The following is a 16,529-nucleotide window of genomic DNA, read 5'->3' as shown; positions in this document are numbered from 1 at the left end:
CGCCTTTACACGCAATTATATTGCGTGTAAAGGCGAATTATGTAGCTCTCCTCATCCATTAAATTTTACTATAGAGGAAAAATATAAAAACTAGACGACTATTTAGCAACATAAGGTTTTTACATTATTATGCAGACCAGCGGTATATTATTTATAATTTTGCAGCATAACATTTATATCATGTCCGTAAATAAAATCATTAAGCGCGTTACCGTTTCTATTATCAAAGAAATGAAATTACGCGGCGAAAAAATAAGTATGCTGACAGGCTATGACTATTCTATGGCGAGAGCTCTGGATGAGTCTGGAGTAGATATCGTTTTAGTAGGCGACTCCGCAGCCAATGTATTCGCTGGTTATGAAACAACCCTCCCTATTACATTAGATAATATGATCTATCATACGGCGGCTGTTGTTAGAGGCTGTCAACGGGCGATGGTACTGGCCGATCTTCCTTTTGGCGAGTATCAGGGATCAATAGAAAAAGCCTATGACGCCGCAGTAAGGATGATGAAGGAATCTGGCGCCCACGCGCTCAAACTGGAAGGTGGAGAAGAAATAATCGACAATATCAAAAAGATCGTAAATGCCGGTATTCCAGTGTGTGGTCACTTGGGTTTAACACCGCAATCGATTCATCAATTTGGAAGTTTCGGTGTCCGCGCCAAAGAAGATGCTGAAGCCGACAAACTAAAAAGTGATGCCCTAGCCTTACAACAGGCGGGTTGCTTTGCAATCGTGCTTGAAAAAATCCCGGCTCAGCTGGCGGAGGAAGTTTCCAAATCCCTGCATATCCCGACTATAGGCATCGGCGCTGGAGCGGGCTGCGATGGACAAGTATTGGTGGTAAACGACATGTTGGGCATGACAAAAGACTTTAAACCAAAATTCTTGCGTCAGTATCTTAACCTTTACGAACAGATTACTACAGCGGCGGCACAGTACGTAGCCGATGTAAAAGCGGTAGAATACCCCAATGAAAACGAACAGTACTAAAGAAATAAGCTTTGGGTAAAATAATCATTATAGGCATTTTGCTGGCGGTGTTGATATACTTTATCCTCCGCCGGCTTAACTTTTTCAATTTCAGCAAAACCGAACAAATCCCCTCGTCCTCGCGTGTGACAGAGATCGGAATGCCTACTCATTTGTTAAAGCAGGGATTAAAACGTGTACTGTATACTGTTGGTACGGGAATGATATTACTATTTATCATTTTACTTATTGCCGCTAAATTCAAAATTGCATTGATCATGCTGCCTATAAGTCTATACCTTATAGCGCAATTTTTTGTATTCAACAATCATATTAAGACAATCAGGAATCAAAAAATACACTATGATTCCGAAACACAGGAAACACATATCGAATGGCTGGATGGGAGCTCGCTTAAATTCAACTTGCTAAAAGATATCAAAGAGCTTAAAGAAGTACAGGCCGTGCAAAAAAACAACGGTATGCTGCTGGGGTATTACCAAATTTCCATCGGAACGAAAATTGTCTTTTTGCCTTACCTGCTTTTAGAAAACCCCAGGAATAAGATTTTCTTTGACAAACTGCAGTCGCTAAGTAGACCATCAGAAACCAAATTGTTTCCGATTATTTAGCATGCATCCCCCAAACCGCGGAAACATACGGATTTCGATCTTGCAGAGATATTAAGAAATACACCGTAGGGATACACTGTCTATATCCCAGTTAGAGAAGACTTGAACGGACTTGAGGAGACTTCAGGGGACTTAAGCAGAGATTGAAGAAAGCTCAGGTATCTTTTTCTTTCTAGCTGAAAACAGCTATTTATACACATAAAACACCAATAAAAATAAATTCAATCGTTTTTGGTACAAACGTTGCTATACACTTCTCGATTATTAAGATTATCCTTTTATATGAAATATCCATGTAGCATCGGCCGCGCAAGTTGCCTTTTGTTTTTCACCATCGCGCTTGTATTATTTTCCTCTTGCGACCGCAAGGCGTCTCCAAAAACCGTTGACAGCGGAAAAATAAAACTTGATAGTATCGCCGCGGCAAAAAAAGAACAAGAAGAAAAAGAAAAAGCCAAACCACGTACTGCATCAGACATCGTACTTACAAAAGATCTCGCCTACGAAAAGTATACCTTAGAAGATAAATACAAATACAAGGATACTTTCAGGGTATTTCAATGGGACAAGATTAAAGAGAAATTGGCGTATATCGAAAATTTCCAACGTGAACACAATAACTACGGTTTGGTTGTAAACTATAAAAATAAAAATGGAGAAGCCCCTACTGTAGCAAGTTTCAAAAGGAATGCTTATAAAAGGGTCTCTGATACCCTGGGCACCGAACGCTATCAATCGGCTCCTTTATACCAAGTCGGTGAGACGAAAATACCAACCATTTATGGCCGAGATGGTTCTCTTGTCAAGCTTTTGTCCAGCGATACGTTAAAAATGGTCCGAATCAAAGGCCTTACCAATATCGATGGAGAATGGGATATCCCCAAACGCTATATCAAGTCCATTGGAGACACCGCCACATTTAAACATGTGGTAGTGGTTGACGTCACAAACCAAAACATATGTGCACTAGAGCATCGGGGTGATGGCTGGATCATAAGAAGCATGAACCCTGCAACCACAGGTAAGCACAACCCGCCGTATGGAATGGAGACTCCTGTAGGGATATATTTACTCCAGGAACAAAAAACCAAGATGTTTTACTACGCCGATGGCACTACTAAGATAGCTGGTTACGCCCCGTGGGCCAGTAGATTCACAAATGGCGCCTATATCCATGGTGTACCTACCAATGACCCCAAAGCTAAGATTATCGAACACAGCTGGACACTCGGCACTACGCCACGATCGCACATGTGTGTTAGGAATGCCTCCTCCCATGCAAAGTTCGTTTACGATTGGATTAAGCCATTTTCTTCCCTTGTAATTGTCATAGATTAACCATTTCGATAAAAATTAACATTTATTAACATTTTTATAACACATTGGTAACGACCTTTGTAGGCGGAAGGAAAATGTGTGTATATGAAAAAAACAATAGCTATTATAGGACTAACATCGCTTGCAGGTCTTTTTGCAATCCGTAGTCAATCTAATCAACTAAAATCTCAACCTCTCGCTACTACCCAAAATGTAGACTCTATAAAGGAAGAGAATAATCTATTCAACATCGAAAAATTATACGAGGAAATTTCGTTAAAAGGAAAGCTTAAATTTGAAGCATTTGAGATGGCTATGAATGGCTATCAAAACATGTCTTTCAGAAATAAGGATATTATTAGCGTTATAGATTTTTCGCTGCCATCTACCGACAAACGAATGGTGGTTATAGATTTGAAAAACAAAAAAGTACTTTTTCACACTATTGTCTCACACGGTAGAAATAGTGGTGAGAAGTATGCTACTTCTTTCTCGAACAGACACGGCTCTTATCAAAGTTCTTTAGGATTTTATAAAACGGCCAATACATATCAAGGAGGAAATGGTTACTCTTTAGTACTTGACGGACTAGAAAAAGGAATTAACGACCAAGCTAAACCACGTGCAGTTGTGATCCACGGCGCAGCCTATAGCAGTCAGGCAGTCATTGATGCCACCGGAAGACTTGGTCGCAGCTACGGTTGTCCGGCATTGCCGAGAGAACTGAATACCCCTATAATAAATACCATAAAAGACGGTACCATGTTGTTTATTTATGCCGATAATAAGGAATACCTAGCACAGACGAAAGTATTCAAAAAAGCACCGACAACATTAATCGCTCAAAAAGATTTTAGTGAAACTGGAACAACACAAGGAGCTTTAAATTAAGCTCCTTTGTTTTTAGCTATAAATTCGCTACTTTTAGCTGTAAGTCAATAAAATAATGAAGCGAATACTTTCTATTGATGGCGGTGGAATAAGAGGGATCATCCCTGGTATGGTAATCGTAGCTCTGGAGGACAGGCTAAAACAGCTTAGCGGGAATCCCAAATCTCATATATCCGAATATTTTGACTTTTTCTCAGGTACCAGTACAGGTGGCATATTGACTTCTATATTACTATTCCCATCAGACCAAGATCGCACAAAACCAAAATACTCCGCAAGAGAGGCATTGGATATCTATCTGGAGCATGGCGAAAGTATCTTCTCGGCAAGCAACTGGCGCCGATTCTTAAGCAAATTTGGTCTGGTGAGCGAAATCTATAATGAGGAGGTTATCGAAAAAGTATTATACGACTACTTTGGTGACGCCAAGCTTAGTGAATTGATTAAGCCCTGTATCATAACCGCCTACAATATAGAGCTTCGAAAAAACCAGCTCTTTCGGCAACAAAAGGCCATAACCCACGGTGACTCGAGAGATTTCTATTTGCGCGATGTCTGTAGAGCAACCTCTGCTGCACCTACATTTTTTTCAGTTGCCGAGATATTCTCCCTCGCCAATACGCGGTATGTCCTTGTTGATGGCGGACTATTTGCGCACAACCCAGCGATCTCTGCATTGATTGAAGTTTTAAAAAACTTCAACACCTTTAACATAAACGACGTACATATCCTATCTCTAGGAACCGGAGTTACAAAAAACGCCTACAATTACGAAGACTTCAAGAAAAAATGGGCTATCTCCATTGGACCGGCATTGGTCGATATCATGACATCAAGTTCGTCTGAAAGTAATGATTATTTTATCCGACAATTATTCCGATCCGTAAATCAGGCCGATAATTACATTCGGATCGAACCAAATAATTTGTCTTCCATAGATCCTGGGATGGATGCAGCAAGTAAGTCCAACATTCAAAAAATTGTCGCACTGGCAGATAAGATCATAAGCGAGAATGAAGCGATACTAGACAAACTAGCAAAAGAACTGATTCGTGATCAAAAAGAAGTAGAGCGAAGGAAAAAATCGGTATGGAATTTCCTTTCAAAAGGATAGTCTCTAAAAAGCATAGGCCGTAAGCTCCGACAAACAGCCTATGCTGTAAAAACAGTTACTCTTTAATCAATGCACGATCCAGATGAACATAACCGCCGTCCACATAAACTAGCTGCCCGGTGGTATGACTGGATCGACTGGACAACAAGAAAACAGCCGTATCGGCAATTTCATCCGCTGTAGTCATTCGATTGCCCAATGGAATACGATTGGTGATTTTCTTCAGCGTTTCCTCGGGATTCTCCAACGTCTTTATCCAGGTGTCATATTGTGGCGTTGCTGCTTCAGCTACAACAATCGCATTCACGCGTATACCATACGGCAATAATTCTACGGCCCATTCTCTAGTTAACGCATTACGCCCACCATTTGATGCCGCATAAGCCGAAGTATTACCCTGCCCGGTTTCAGCCGTTTTAGAACTGATGTTAATGATACTCCCTTTAGAGTCTTTCAAAGCATCCAATGCATGATGAGCCATCAAGTAGTAATGAATCAAATTTTTATGTAAAGAGGCAACAAAGCGTTCATAATTTCCGCTCGCCAATCCTACACCATCATTTTGCCCCGCGTTATTGACCAATCCATCAATTCTTCCAAAAACACGTAACGTCTCGGCTACCGCACGTTCGCAGGTACTCGGATCCGACAACTCGGCCTCTACAGACAGTGCCCGACCACCAATAGCTTCAACTTCGGTCTGTACCGCTAAATTGTCTTCCTGTTTACGTCCGACAATCACAGGAATAGCACCTTCCCTAGCCAAAGCCAACGCTATGGCACGGCCGATTCCCTTTGCTCCTCCCGTAACGATAAAAACTTTTTCTCTCAAATTAAGATCCATATTATTTCAAATTATAAAACCTGACGGCATTACCTCCAAAAAAATCAGCTTTTTCTATATCGGTAAAACCTTCTAAGTAGGCTTCCGAAATCTCTAATAGTTGCTCGTATGTAGCGGCTAGCGTGCTAACAGGCCAGTCTGATCCGAAACAGATCCGCCGTTTGCCAAACGAATCGACCGCATGTCTGATATACAGCTCAAAATCCGCGATAGACCAAGCCTTCCAGTCTGCCTCGGTAACCAGGCCCGAAATTTTACAGTACACATTCGGAAAAGCAGAAAGCGCTGTAATAAAAGCAGCCCATTCCGCAAATTCTCCTGCCGCAACGGCAGGCTTGGCCATATGATCCAGTATAAATTGCTGCTCCGGATTATCTGCTACACATTTTAAAGTACTTGCATAATGTACTGGTCTTACCAATAGATCGTAGCTATACTTATATTTCGTCAGCGCCTTGATACCCCGTTGAAATTCAGGTTGAATCAAAAAGTCACCCTCCGCTTCTGCTTCAACAATATGACGAAACCCTTTGATAACAGGAAAATCAGAGAACTTTAGAAGCTGACTTTCGATATCCTCCGCACGCAAATCGACCCAACCGACGATCCCTTTGATCATCTTGTAGGCTGTGGCAAGTTCTACCAAAAATTCCGTCTCCCGAATGGATTGATCGGCTTGAACCGCGACAACCCCATCCATCCTGTTATCTTTAAGTGTTTTTGAAATATCATTGGGCAAAAAATTACGTTGGATAACCTTCATATCATCCGTTATCCACGCATCCTTGACCGAATCGTACAACCAAAAGTGCTGATGAGAATCTATACGCATAATTTCTAACTTCTTATTTTCAATTTCTTACTTCTAATCCGGATACGCGTCCCTATTCGGGACTTCGCAATGCTCAGCTTCTAGCTGAACTTACTTGCGCCACGCACTAACTTCCTGGCGCTGCTCGCCCAAGTAGTCTGCTCCGAGCTCGATAACATCGCCCTCTTTAAGATAAATCGGAGGATTAAAACCAAGACCTACTCCGGCAGGTGTACCTGTTGAAATAACATCGCCTGGTAATAAAGTCATAAATTGAGAAACATAAGACACGACGTGCTTTACAGAAAAAATTAGATTTTTTGTATTTCCATCTTGATAAGTCTTACCATTCACCTTTAACCAAAGGCGTACGTTATTGATATCCGGGATTTCTTCCTTTGTAGTCATTACAGGCCCCATCGGTGCAAAAGTATCACATCCCTTGCCTTTGTCCCAAGTACCGCCTCTTTCGATTTGAAACTCACGTTCTGAAACATCATTGTGCAACACATAACCAGCAACATAGTCCAAGGCTTCCGACTCTTCTACATAAGTTGCTTTCTGCCCTATCACAATACCAAACTCCACCTCCCAATCGGTCTTCACCGAATTCTTAGGAATAACAACCTGATCATTAGGGCCTACTAGAGCAGTGGTAGACTTCATGAATATAATGGGCTCAGCAGGAATTGCAGCACCGGTTTCAGCTGCGTGATCCTTATAGTTAAGCCCTATACAAACAATCTTCGAAGGTCTTGCAAATGGAGATCCCAATCGACTGCCTGCAGGTATCTCGACCAACTTACCTTCGTTTGCTTTAACAAATTGTTCTAATCTTGCCAATCCATTTTCAGCGAAGAACTGTTCGTTATAATCACCGCCAAATGCAGCAACATCATAATTTACACTATCAATCTGAACCCCTATTTTTTCTTTACCGGACTCGCCGTAACGTATTAATTTCATTTCTTTTAGTATTTAGATCTTGAGATATGGGATATTAGATCTGAGATATCAGACTGTGTATTCGTCTCAAATCTCATGTCTTTAATCTCATATCTCTTTTTTTTAATTATTCAATTTTATAAATCCACCATCTATGGGATAATCATTTCCGGTAATAAAAGCGGCATCTTCAGAACACAGAAACAGGGCTAATTTAGCAATTTCTTCTGGTTTTGCCATCCTTCCGATAGGTTGGGATTGAGAGAGTTTCTCAAACATTTCCGACTCTTTACCAGGGTAGTTTTTCGCGATAAATCCATCCACAAAAGGCGTATGTACCCGAGCTGGAGATATCGAGTTAGAACGAATGTTATCTTTCATATAGTCTCTTGCTACCGACATACTCATCGCATAGATTGCTCCTTTGCTCATCGAATAGGCAAACCGATCCGTAATGCCTACTACCGCAGCTATAGAAGCTAAATTCAAGATCGCTCCGCCACCATTCTCTTTCATGCGGGGTACCACCGCATATAGTGCGTTATAAGCCCCTTTAACATTAACGTTAAACACTCGCTCAAAGTCCGCCTCTGTACAATGTTCTAGATTACCTACGTGCGCTATACCCGCATTATTAACTAAGATATCTACCTTTTCGATTTTGGCCACAATTTCCTCAACCTGCCCTTGATCAGCCACACTACACACATGCACCATGGCATCCCCCCCTTTTTGACGAATTGCCGCTACGACAGCCTCGCTGCCAGTCTGATCGAGATCCAATATATGCACAAAAGCCCCCTGCTCAGCAAATAGCTCGCTTATGGCTTTTCCTATTCCACTACCACCCCCAGTTACAATGGCAACTTTTCCAACTAATTTTGACATGCTATTTCGTGTTTATTATTAATACATAAGGTTCATCTACCTTCTGAACCGGTAAACTTACCTGAAGGTTTGAACCTTCTAACTTATAATCTATTTTGTCTTTCGCATCGAATGAAGTGATCGACTTCACGTTTGTGGCAAACCCAGCTACATGAAGTGCACGGAGCTGTGTATTTAACACATGGAGATAAACCACGTCTCCCTTACGCGTAAATGCATAGTCGTCGGTCGGGCTTATGCCACCAGCCTCAGTGCCATAAATACTCGCCCCATACTTCTTCAACCAACCCCCAATCTCTCTTAACCGTTCCTGTTGATAATCTTGTATAGCTCCATTTGGCATAGGGCCAACATTCAACAACAGGTTTGAACCATGCCCGCCTGCTTTGATGAGATAGCTCAAGACTTCCTTGAAGGTCTTTCGCTTTCTATCCTTAATATCAAAGCCCCAAGACCCTGCAATAGTACCGCAGACTTCCTTTGGTAAAGCGCCTATATCTTCGGCTTTGGTACCAAACCCGGTGGTATTATGACCAGGAAGATCCCGCTCAAACATCTGAAAATCTTCTCCCGCTATGGGAGCAATATGATGATTATTGCCCACCAAACACTGCGGTTGTAAACGGTGGATAAGACTGTATATCTCTTTGTAATGCCAATCCGCATTCGGTTTATCCCAATGTCCGTCAAACCAGATTCCGTCTATCTTACCGTAGTTTGTCAGCAGCTCCGTCAGTTGATTTTTCATAAACCCTATATAACCATCCCAATTACCTTTAGTTGAATCTCGACCAATAATGCCTTTTCCTGTACGCCCAAAAGGCAAGTAATCATCCCTTTTCCAATCCAGCAACGAATAATAGAACATGACCTTAATACCTTCTTTACGGCAAGCATCGACCAACTCCTTCACAATATCCCGTTTAAAAGGAGTTGCCTCCGCGATGTTATAACCAGATTGCTTTGTATGCCACATCGAAAAACCATCATGATGCCTCGTGGTAAATGTAATATACTTAGCCCCACTCTGCTTGAACAACTTCGCCCACTCTCGTGCATCAAAGTCAATGGGATTGAAAAATCTAGGCAATAATTCGTATTCAGCCAATCCGAAGTTTTGATTATTCATTACCCATTCGCCATCTCCCAAAACACTATAAACTCCCCAATGGATAAATACCCCGAAACGGGCTTCCTCAAACCATTTTCTATGCTGTAAGTTTTCCTTAGTCGGTTGATACTGTTCTTGTCCCAACGATACGAACACCTGAAACAATAACAAACATGCAAATACAATCTTTTTCATATGTGTATAATTATTACATGAGCTCGCAAGCTCGGTTTGATTTTTATCTGTCATATGGAATACTCATGTATGTTTGTGCTTCGCTAAACATTGGTATTTCATCTCTAGGTAATATTTAATAGTTATCAGCAGCTGCTTATTGCAGCAGAATTAATATTCAATGACTACAACGACACACCTCTACGCCATGGGATAAAATCATCTTGCCCCAGTTGCACGGCTTTAGCAATCTGCTCTCCACTCGCTACCGCAATGACATAATCTAAGATACGATGTGCAGCCTCTTCTATTGTCTCCTCGCCATCTATTATAGGTCCACAGTTAATATCAATGATATCTGGCATTTTTTCAAAGGTTTTCGTATTCGTAGAAAGCTTGATAACAGGGACTATCGGATTCCCTGTTGGAGTTCCTAGTCCTGTCGTAAACAACACCACATTGGCTCCCGCCGCGACCTCCGCCGTAGTACTCTCTACATCATTGCCGGGAGTACATAAAAGATTCAATCCCGGACCATTAGCCAACTCGGGATAATCTACTACAGCAGCTACCGGAGAGGTCCCTCCTTTCTTTGCCGCACCCGCAGACTTGATCGCGTCAGTAATCAAGCCATCGCGGATATTTCCCGGCGAAGGATTCATATAGAACCCAGATCCATCAGCTTCCGCTTTTGCGTTGTAAGTCTTCATTAGATGCATAAACTTCTCCGCAGTAGGCTCGTCTATACAACGATCACTCAACTCTTGCTCGACACCACAAAGCTCAGGAAACTCTGAAAGTATCACCGAACCACCAAGCGCAACCAAGATATCGGACAAATACCCTAGGGCCGGATTCGCAGAAATTCCTGAAAATCCATCCGATCCTCCGCATTCTAACCCAACACATAGTTTATCCAGTCCTGCTTCTCGACGTTCCTCCCGGTTAGCCGTCACCATTCCGGTAAATGTTGCCTTAATTGCTTTCTGCATTAATCCCTTCTCCGTCCCCTCCAGTTGTTGTTCGAAGACAAACAAAGGTTTATCAAAGTTCGGATCCCGCTTTAATATCTCGGCTTTTAATATTGAAGCTTGGGCATGTTGACAACCGAGGCTCAACACTGTTGCCCCCGCTACATTGGGATGTGTAATATACCCAGCCAATAGCCCACATAGGGCATCCGAATCCATTCTTGTCCCCCCGCATCCCATATCGTGATTCAAAAACTTGACACCGTCGATATTCGGAAATAAGCGATTCTTTGACTTATTTGCCCTAGCAGAAGAAAGATCCACCTGAAGTAGTTCTTCGACAGAAGCACCGGCACTATACTTGGAAATCAACTCATCAACTTCATCTGAATAATCTTTACTATCCAATGTATAACCCAGCTTTTCCTCAAGTGCTGCTTTAAGTGTTAACACATTTCTATTCTCGCAGAAAACCAACGGAATAACCAGCCAATGGTTGGCTGTTCCGACGGTACCGTTGCTACGGTGGTAACCGCGAAAAGTACGATTTAAAAACTTAGACACATCGGGTTTATGCCAATCCAGCTTTCTATTCCCCAACTGAAAATCCTCAGATGCATGCCGTAGATTCTCCACAGTAATCAGTTCCCCAGCTTTCAAATCATGATTCACCTTACCTACAAGAACCCCATACATGTATACCTCAGCGTCTTTTGCTAAAGCATGTATGCTAAACTTATGCTTAGCAGGCACATCTTGCTCCAACTCAAAAGACCGCCCTTCAAAATCAACCGACAAACCCTTAGAAAGATCTCTAAGAGCCACTAATACATTATCCTTTGGATGTATTTGCAAAAACAGCATTTTCTCTTTATTCATGATTACAATTCAAATATTTTATCCATTATCACCCACTTCTCGCCCTCCTTAGCGCCAGGAATAGCGCTTTGATATTTCCACATCAATGCCTCCCACTCCTGAACCTTTTTGTTGGCAGCATCCATCTCCCCCTTCCGCTCAAAACTAAAGTCATCAGTTACATTCATTAACATAAATAACCTATTTCCAAAGCGATATATCTCCATCGAAACGATACCGGAGCTCGTTATAGATTCCTTTATCTCTGGCCATACTGCCCGATGATAATTTTCGTATTCTTCAATCAAAACTGGATCATTCTGCAGATCCAATGCCAGTGCATATGTGTTCATATACTATATTTTTTACTCTTGTGTACCACTTATAGCTTCTTTTCCTTTATTATTCCACGCGAAGAACAAAACTACGATGAAACAAAGTAAGGTAATGTAATAAGACAAATGAATATTTCCCGTGATATCCGTCACTTTACTCGCTAACGGAGGAATAACGGCTCCTCCCACGATAGACATGATAATGAGGCTAGATGCAGACTTGGTATCGGCTCCAGTACCCTCAATGCCCAACGCAAAAATAGTGGGAAACATGATGGACATAAAAAATGTGATCCCCACCAATGCATACAATGTCACCAACCCTGTGCCGTAAATAACAACCAGGCACAAAAGGATAGCGATAACACTATAGATAATCAGCAACTTATAGGGCTTCACATAACGCATAAAAAAAGTACCTATAAAACGACCTATCATAAATAGAAACCCGGCTAATCCTGCATAATATTTACCATCCTGACCACTCATACCTAATGCATCTTCTGCAAATACCAACAAAAAGCTAAATACATAGATCTGTGCGCCAACGTAAAAAAACTGAGCCAACACGCCCCATCGTACATTTTTATGACGCAATGCCCCGAGAAAACCTTTTGACGACTCACCTTCCTCCTCCTTAATCTCGGGCAGCTTTGTTAAAAAGAACAGTACAGCTACAAAAAGGATAAGAAGTCCTAAAATGAGATAAGGACCTTTTACCAACGAGGTTTCAGCCTGAATATAAGCCGTCTTAGCCTGTTCCGTCATAGAAGCCAACTCCGCAGCAGATTTAGGTTCTTCGGCAAGTATAAACACCCCACCGACGATCGGTGCCACAGAGGCAGCCAGCCCATTGAAAGATTGGGCAAAATTCAACCGCTGTGTAGCCTTGGCTGGTTCTCCCAAAACCGTAATGTAAGGATTTGCTGCCGTCTCCAATATAGTCAATCCACAAGAAAGGACAAACAAAGCCCCTAGAAAGAATGGATAACTGATGGTATTGGCTGCGGGAATAAATAAAAAGCAGCCCAAGGCGAATAAGGAAAGTCCAACTAGAATACCTGACTTATAACCATAACGTTTCATGATCATACCTGCAGGAATAGCTAAAAAGAAATAGGCTATAAAAACAGCTGAGTCTACCAGAGAAGCCTGAAAATGGGTCAAACTGAAAGCACTCCGCAGATGCTTGATTAAAATCGGATCAAGATTATGAATAAAGCCCCAAAAGAAAAACAAGGACGTTATTAAGATAATTGCAAATGTGTACTTCTTTACTTGTGTCATAGCAGCAATGGATTATATTGGTAGACACTAAATACGTTATATTTCTCCATTAAAACATAAACCAATTTACCATATAAATAAACTATTTTACCAGCATCTAAAAAAAACAATAACTATATTTGAATATAAAGTTAACTAATTTCAAAAATGAAACTGAAGCAACTTTCACTGGACCGCACCTATTACAATAGTTTTCATATCCGTCAGGATAGCTATCCGCGCAATCACAACAGCTGGCACTACCACGAGGAGCTTGAATTTATATGGATATACAAAGGTTCGGGAACGCTTTTTATAGGCGACTGCATTCAAAACTTCACTGAAGGAGATGTAGTCCTGATAGGCCCTAATCTACCACATTACTGGTTATTTGAAAACTTAAGAAACGATTATCTAGACGACCCTATAGACTGTATAGTAGTCCATTTCAAAAAAGACTTCGCCGGTTCGGATTTTTTCAACCTCCCCGAACTCGCACTGCTCAAGCAGTTAATACAGGATTCAGAAAAAGGATTAATGGTTAGGGAGGCAGCTCCTCCTTCATTGGGACAGCACCTTAAATCCATGCTGGACGCAGAAGGTGTATTAAAGTTCACTTCTTTACTTCAGATCTTGGCCCAATACGCGGCTCTTCCCTATGAAAAACTTGTGAGTAGTAACTATGCCATCCTCAATCATTCCAATGACGAGCGCAGGATGAATGATGTCATGAATTATATCCGTGAATACTATAAGGGTAAAATTGAGCTCAGCAAATTAGCCAATCAGGCCAAGATGACTAAGAACTCCTTCTGTCGGTATTTTAAATATAAGACGGGAAAGACGCCCATACAATTTGTCAGTGAAATCCGCGTTGCACACGCTTGCCGTCTGCTAAAAAACACCAGTCTTAGTCTCAAAGAAATTTGCTACGACAGTGGCTTCAATAATTTTGTAAGCTTTCACAAAACCTTTAAAGAACAACTAAATGTAACGCCTACGGAATACCGAAAAAATTAAGGCTGGTGTTTCGCTCTCCAAAAACGAAACACCAGCCATTCGATTATTTACTTAATGAGAATGGCCTATCTTCAGCATTTACCCCCCTATTTTTATTAGGCGTACCATCCATCAAAAAGTTTACAGTTCCGCCTTTTACTAGTTCGCTATGACGCAGGTAGTTTTTGGTATAACTCTTACCATTGACTGTCATTGACTTGATATAACGGTGATCCTCAGAATTGTTTTCGGATTTGATAACCAATTCCTTACCACCATCCAAATGCAATGTAACTTTATCAAAAAGCGGGGTACCTACGATATACTCGTCCGTAGCTGGTGTAACAGGATAGAAACCTAGAGCTGAAAAAACATACCAAGCCGAAGTCTGTCCATTATCTTCATCGCCACAGTAGCCATCAGGATTGGGAGTATACATTCTATTCATTGTCTCACGGACCCAATACTGTGTCTTCCAAGGTGCACCTACATAATTATAAACGTAAGGCATATGTTGTATAGGTTGGTTACCATGTGCATATTGTCCCATGTTTGCAATCTGCATCTCTCTGATCTCGTGAATCGGAAATCCGTAATAAGAATCGTCAAAAATCGGTGGCAAAGCGAACACAGAATCAAGCTTTGTTTCCAATGCACGGTGTCCCCCCATTAACTGTGCTAAACCTTCAAAGTCCTGAAAGACAGACCAACTGTAGTGCCAACTGTTACCCTCCGTAAATGCATCTCCCCATTTAAATGGATTAAAAGGTTTTTGAAACGAACCATCTTTATTCTTACCCCGCATTAAACCTGTCGCTGGATCAAACAGCTTTTTATAGTTAAACGACCGCTCTTTGTAGAATTCTAAATCAGTTTTGTCTTTATTTAGAGCTTTGGCCAGTTGGTATATAGAAAAATCATCATACGCATACTCCAGGCTTCGGGCCGTATTTTCATGTATTTTGACATCATAAGGTACATAGCCTAATTCATTGTAATAAGATGCACCAGCGCGGCCTACAGCAGTAATCGGTCCCTCTTTTAAAGAACCTTTTTTGACCGCTTCATATAAAACCTCAATATCTTTGGAGCGTACCCCTTTAATCCAAGCATCTGCCACAATAGAGGCCGAGTTATTACCTACCATGATGTTTCTGTAGCCAGGACTAGCCCACTCTGGCAACCAGCCACCCTCCTTATAAGCATTTACAAGCCCTTCCTGCATCTTAAGACTTACTTCTGGATACATGAGGTTGAGAAACGGGAATAAAGCCCTGAAAGTATCCCAAAACCCAGTATCGGTAAACATATATCCGGGCAATACCTGCCCATTATAAGGAGAATAATGCACGACCTTGCCCGTGGCGTCATGCTCATAAAACATCCTCGGAAAAAGTAATGAACGGTACAGACAAGAGTAGAATGTGCGCACTTGATCAATATTACCTCCCTCGATCTCCAACTTGCCCAGCTCCTTATTCCAGATAGCAGCACCTTTCTGGACCGCTTGATCAAAACTAAGGCCATCCAATTCTCTTAAATTCAAATCAGCTTGTTCATGCGAGATAAATGAAGAAGCCACTTTCACCAGAACCTGATCAGATTTACCTTTAGAGCGCAACCCGACAATCGCTCCCACGTGTTCGGCCTTGATTTTGACTCGTCCATCCTGCATCACTGAATCTGCGAAAGTTGATACATTGACGAATGAACGATCAAATTGTAACACAAAATAATTCTTAAAATTCTCGGGAACTCCTCCACTATTTTTTGTAGAGTAGCCTATAATCTTGTTCTCATTGGGAAACACCTCAACAAAGGAGCCTTTATCAAAAGCATCGATAAGAACAAAAGCAGAATCAGTTTTAGGAAAAGTAAATCGGAAATAAGCAGCCCGTTCGGTCGGTGTAATCTCCACTTTAGTATCATAATCGGCCAAATATACCGAGTAATAATGCGGTTTTGCGATTTCGGCCTTATGGGAGAAATAGCTAGCACGTTTATTCTCATCGAATGTAGCTTTGCCCACCATAGCCATAATACTAAACTGCCCATAATCATTCATCCATGGCGAAGGCTGATGCGTCTGTTTAAATCCTCGAATCTTTTCTGCTGTATAGGTATACATCCATCCGTCGCCCATTTTTCCGGTCTGTGGACTCCAGAAATTCATTCCCCAAGGCACCGCTATTGCCGGATAGGTATTACCACTGGACAAAAAATAAGTAGACTGTGTACCTACTAACGTACTCACATAATCTAAAGGATCACCAATTTTACCAATCTTTTGAGCAAAACTAGATTGGATAAACAACGCAAGTACTAAGGATAAGATTAGATTCAGTTTCATGCTGGTTATATTTGAAAATATAAATATCATAAAATATTCCAACAATAC

At 41.5% G+C, this 16,529-nt stretch carries 15 protein-coding genes; 6 read left to right on the top strand and 9 right to left on the bottom strand.

Annotation, left to right across the window (positions count from 1 at the left end; genetic code table 11):
* The first annotated feature begins 180 nt into the window (after positions 1-180).
* The 5 genes from panB (at position 181) to B5X76_RS06585 (ending at position 4,929) form a co-directional block, all read left to right on the top strand.
* Positions 181-996, top strand: a complete 816-nt coding sequence (panB, locus tag B5X76_RS06605) for a 3-methyl-2-oxobutanoate hydroxymethyltransferase (RefSeq protein WP_079642530.1) — start codon at positions 181-183, stop codon at positions 994-996.
* Positions 997-1,007: 11 nt separating this feature from the next.
* Positions 1,008-1,607 carry a hypothetical protein gene (locus B5X76_RS06600; RefSeq protein WP_139375223.1) on the top strand — a complete coding sequence of 200 codons (600 nt, stop codon included), beginning with the start codon at positions 1,008-1,010 and terminating at the stop codon, positions 1,605-1,607.
* Positions 1,608-1,889: 282 nt separating this feature from the next.
* Complete coding sequence (locus B5X76_RS06595; RefSeq protein WP_079642325.1) at positions 1,890-2,945, top strand: L,D-transpeptidase; 1,056 nt, start codon at positions 1,890-1,892, stop codon at positions 2,943-2,945.
* 84 nt (positions 2,946-3,029) lie between these two features.
* Complete coding sequence (locus tag B5X76_RS06590) at positions 3,030-3,815, top strand: murein L,D-transpeptidase catalytic domain family protein (protein WP_079642324.1); 786 nt, start codon at positions 3,030-3,032, stop codon at positions 3,813-3,815.
* Positions 3,816-3,870: 55 nt separating this feature from the next.
* Entirely contained in the window at positions 3,871-4,929 is a 1,059-nt protein-coding gene (locus tag B5X76_RS06585) for a patatin-like phospholipase family protein (protein WP_079642323.1), read from the top strand.
* 55 nt (positions 4,930-4,984) lie between these two features.
* Here B5X76_RS06585 and B5X76_RS06580 read toward each other — a convergent pair whose 3' ends face one another.
* The 8 genes from B5X76_RS06580 to fucP form a co-directional block, all read right to left on the bottom strand.
* Positions 4,985-5,773 (bottom strand): L-fucose dehydrogenase, encoded by a 789-nt coding sequence (locus tag B5X76_RS06580; protein ID WP_079642322.1) that lies wholly within the window; start codon positions 5,771-5,773, stop codon positions 4,985-4,987.
* Between the two features lies 1 nt (position 5,774).
* Entirely contained in the window at positions 5,775-6,605 is an 831-nt protein-coding gene (locus B5X76_RS06575; protein WP_079642321.1) for an amidohydrolase family protein, read from the bottom strand.
* A 90-nt stretch (positions 6,606-6,695) separates the two neighbouring features.
* On the bottom strand, positions 6,696-7,550 hold the full coding sequence (locus tag B5X76_RS06570) for a fumarylacetoacetate hydrolase family protein (RefSeq protein WP_079642320.1): 855 nt from the start codon (positions 7,548-7,550) through the stop codon (positions 6,696-6,698).
* Positions 7,551-7,652: 102 nt separating this feature from the next.
* A complete protein-coding gene (locus B5X76_RS06565; RefSeq protein WP_079642319.1) occupies positions 7,653-8,417 on the bottom strand; it encodes an SDR family NAD(P)-dependent oxidoreductase in 765 nt (254 codons plus the stop codon).
* Between the two features lies 1 nt (position 8,418).
* Positions 8,419-9,723, bottom strand: a complete 1,305-nt coding sequence (locus B5X76_RS06560; protein ID WP_079642529.1) for an alpha-L-fucosidase — start codon at positions 9,721-9,723, stop codon at positions 8,419-8,421.
* A 164-nt stretch (positions 9,724-9,887) separates the two neighbouring features.
* A complete protein-coding gene (locus B5X76_RS06555; protein ID WP_079642318.1) occupies positions 9,888-11,552 on the bottom strand; it encodes a UxaA family hydrolase in 1,665 nt (554 codons plus the stop codon).
* A gap of 2 nt (positions 11,553-11,554) precedes the next feature.
* Positions 11,555-11,884, bottom strand: a complete 330-nt coding sequence (locus B5X76_RS06550) for an L-rhamnose mutarotase (protein ID WP_079642317.1) — start codon at positions 11,882-11,884, stop codon at positions 11,555-11,557.
* Between the two features lie 12 nt (positions 11,885-11,896).
* Positions 11,897-13,153, bottom strand: a complete 1,257-nt coding sequence (gene fucP / locus B5X76_RS06545) for an L-fucose:H+ symporter permease (RefSeq protein WP_079642316.1) — start codon at positions 13,151-13,153, stop codon at positions 11,897-11,899.
* A gap of 147 nt (positions 13,154-13,300) precedes the next feature.
* On the opposite strand from fucP, the gene B5X76_RS06540 reads away from it, so the two are divergent.
* Positions 13,301-14,152 (top strand): AraC family transcriptional regulator, encoded by an 852-nt coding sequence (locus tag B5X76_RS06540; protein ID WP_079642315.1) that lies wholly within the window; start codon positions 13,301-13,303, stop codon positions 14,150-14,152.
* A gap of 43 nt (positions 14,153-14,195) precedes the next feature.
* Here B5X76_RS06540 and B5X76_RS06535 read toward each other — a convergent pair whose 3' ends face one another.
* Positions 14,196-16,481, bottom strand: coding sequence for a GH92 family glycosyl hydrolase (locus tag B5X76_RS06535; RefSeq protein WP_079642528.1), 2,286 nt, complete (start codon positions 16,479-16,481; stop codon positions 14,196-14,198).
* Positions 16,482-16,529 lie beyond the last annotated feature (48 nt).

This window comes from Sphingobacterium nematocida (assembly GCF_900168125.1).
Classification (GTDB): domain Bacteria; phylum Bacteroidota; class Bacteroidia; order Sphingobacteriales; family Sphingobacteriaceae; genus Sphingobacterium; species Sphingobacterium nematocida.
Note: the sequence above shows the minus strand (reverse complement) of the source record. Positions and strands in the feature narration are given on the sequence as shown.

What these genes read in the sequence shown, in the direction of transcription:
- B5X76_RS06560 (WP_079642529.1), bottom strand. Translation starts at nt 9,723, where the DNA reads ATGAAAAAGATTGTATTTGCATGTTTGTTATTGTTTCAGGTGTTCGTA.
- B5X76_RS06580 (WP_079642322.1), bottom strand. Translation starts at nt 5,773, where the DNA reads ATGGATCTTAATTTGAGAGAAAAAGTTTTTATCGTTACGGGAGGAGCA.
- B5X76_RS06590 (WP_079642324.1), top strand. Translation starts at nt 3,030, where the DNA reads ATGAAAAAAACAATAGCTATTATAGGACTAACATCGCTTGCAGGTCTT.
- fucP (WP_079642316.1), bottom strand. Translation starts at nt 13,153, where the DNA reads ATGACACAAGTAAAGAAGTACACATTTGCAATTATCTTAATAACGTCC.
- B5X76_RS06565 (WP_079642319.1), bottom strand. Translation starts at nt 8,417, where the DNA reads ATGTCAAAATTAGTTGGAAAAGTTGCCATTGTAACTGGGGGTGGTAGT.
- B5X76_RS06585 (WP_079642323.1), top strand. Translation starts at nt 3,871, where the DNA reads ATGAAGCGAATACTTTCTATTGATGGCGGTGGAATAAGAGGGATCATC.
- panB (WP_079642530.1), top strand. Translation starts at nt 181, where the DNA reads ATGTCCGTAAATAAAATCATTAAGCGCGTTACCGTTTCTATTATCAAA.
- B5X76_RS06535 (WP_079642528.1), bottom strand. Translation starts at nt 16,481, where the DNA reads ATGAAACTGAATCTAATCTTATCCTTAGTACTTGCGTTGTTTATCCAA.
- B5X76_RS06550 (WP_079642317.1), bottom strand. Translation starts at nt 11,884, where the DNA reads ATGAACACATATGCACTGGCATTGGATCTGCAGAATGATCCAGTTTTG.
- B5X76_RS06555 (WP_079642318.1), bottom strand. Translation starts at nt 11,552, where the DNA reads ATGAATAAAGAGAAAATGCTGTTTTTGCAAATACATCCAAAGGATAAT.
- B5X76_RS06540 (WP_079642315.1), top strand. Translation starts at nt 13,301, where the DNA reads ATGAAACTGAAGCAACTTTCACTGGACCGCACCTATTACAATAGTTTT.
- B5X76_RS06570 (WP_079642320.1), bottom strand. Translation starts at nt 7,550, where the DNA reads ATGAAATTAATACGTTACGGCGAGTCCGGTAAAGAAAAAATAGGGGTT.
- B5X76_RS06575 (WP_079642321.1), bottom strand. Translation starts at nt 6,605, where the DNA reads ATGCGTATAGATTCTCATCAGCACTTTTGGTTGTACGATTCGGTCAAG.
- B5X76_RS06595 (WP_079642325.1), top strand. Translation starts at nt 1,890, where the DNA reads ATGAAATATCCATGTAGCATCGGCCGCGCAAGTTGCCTTTTGTTTTTC.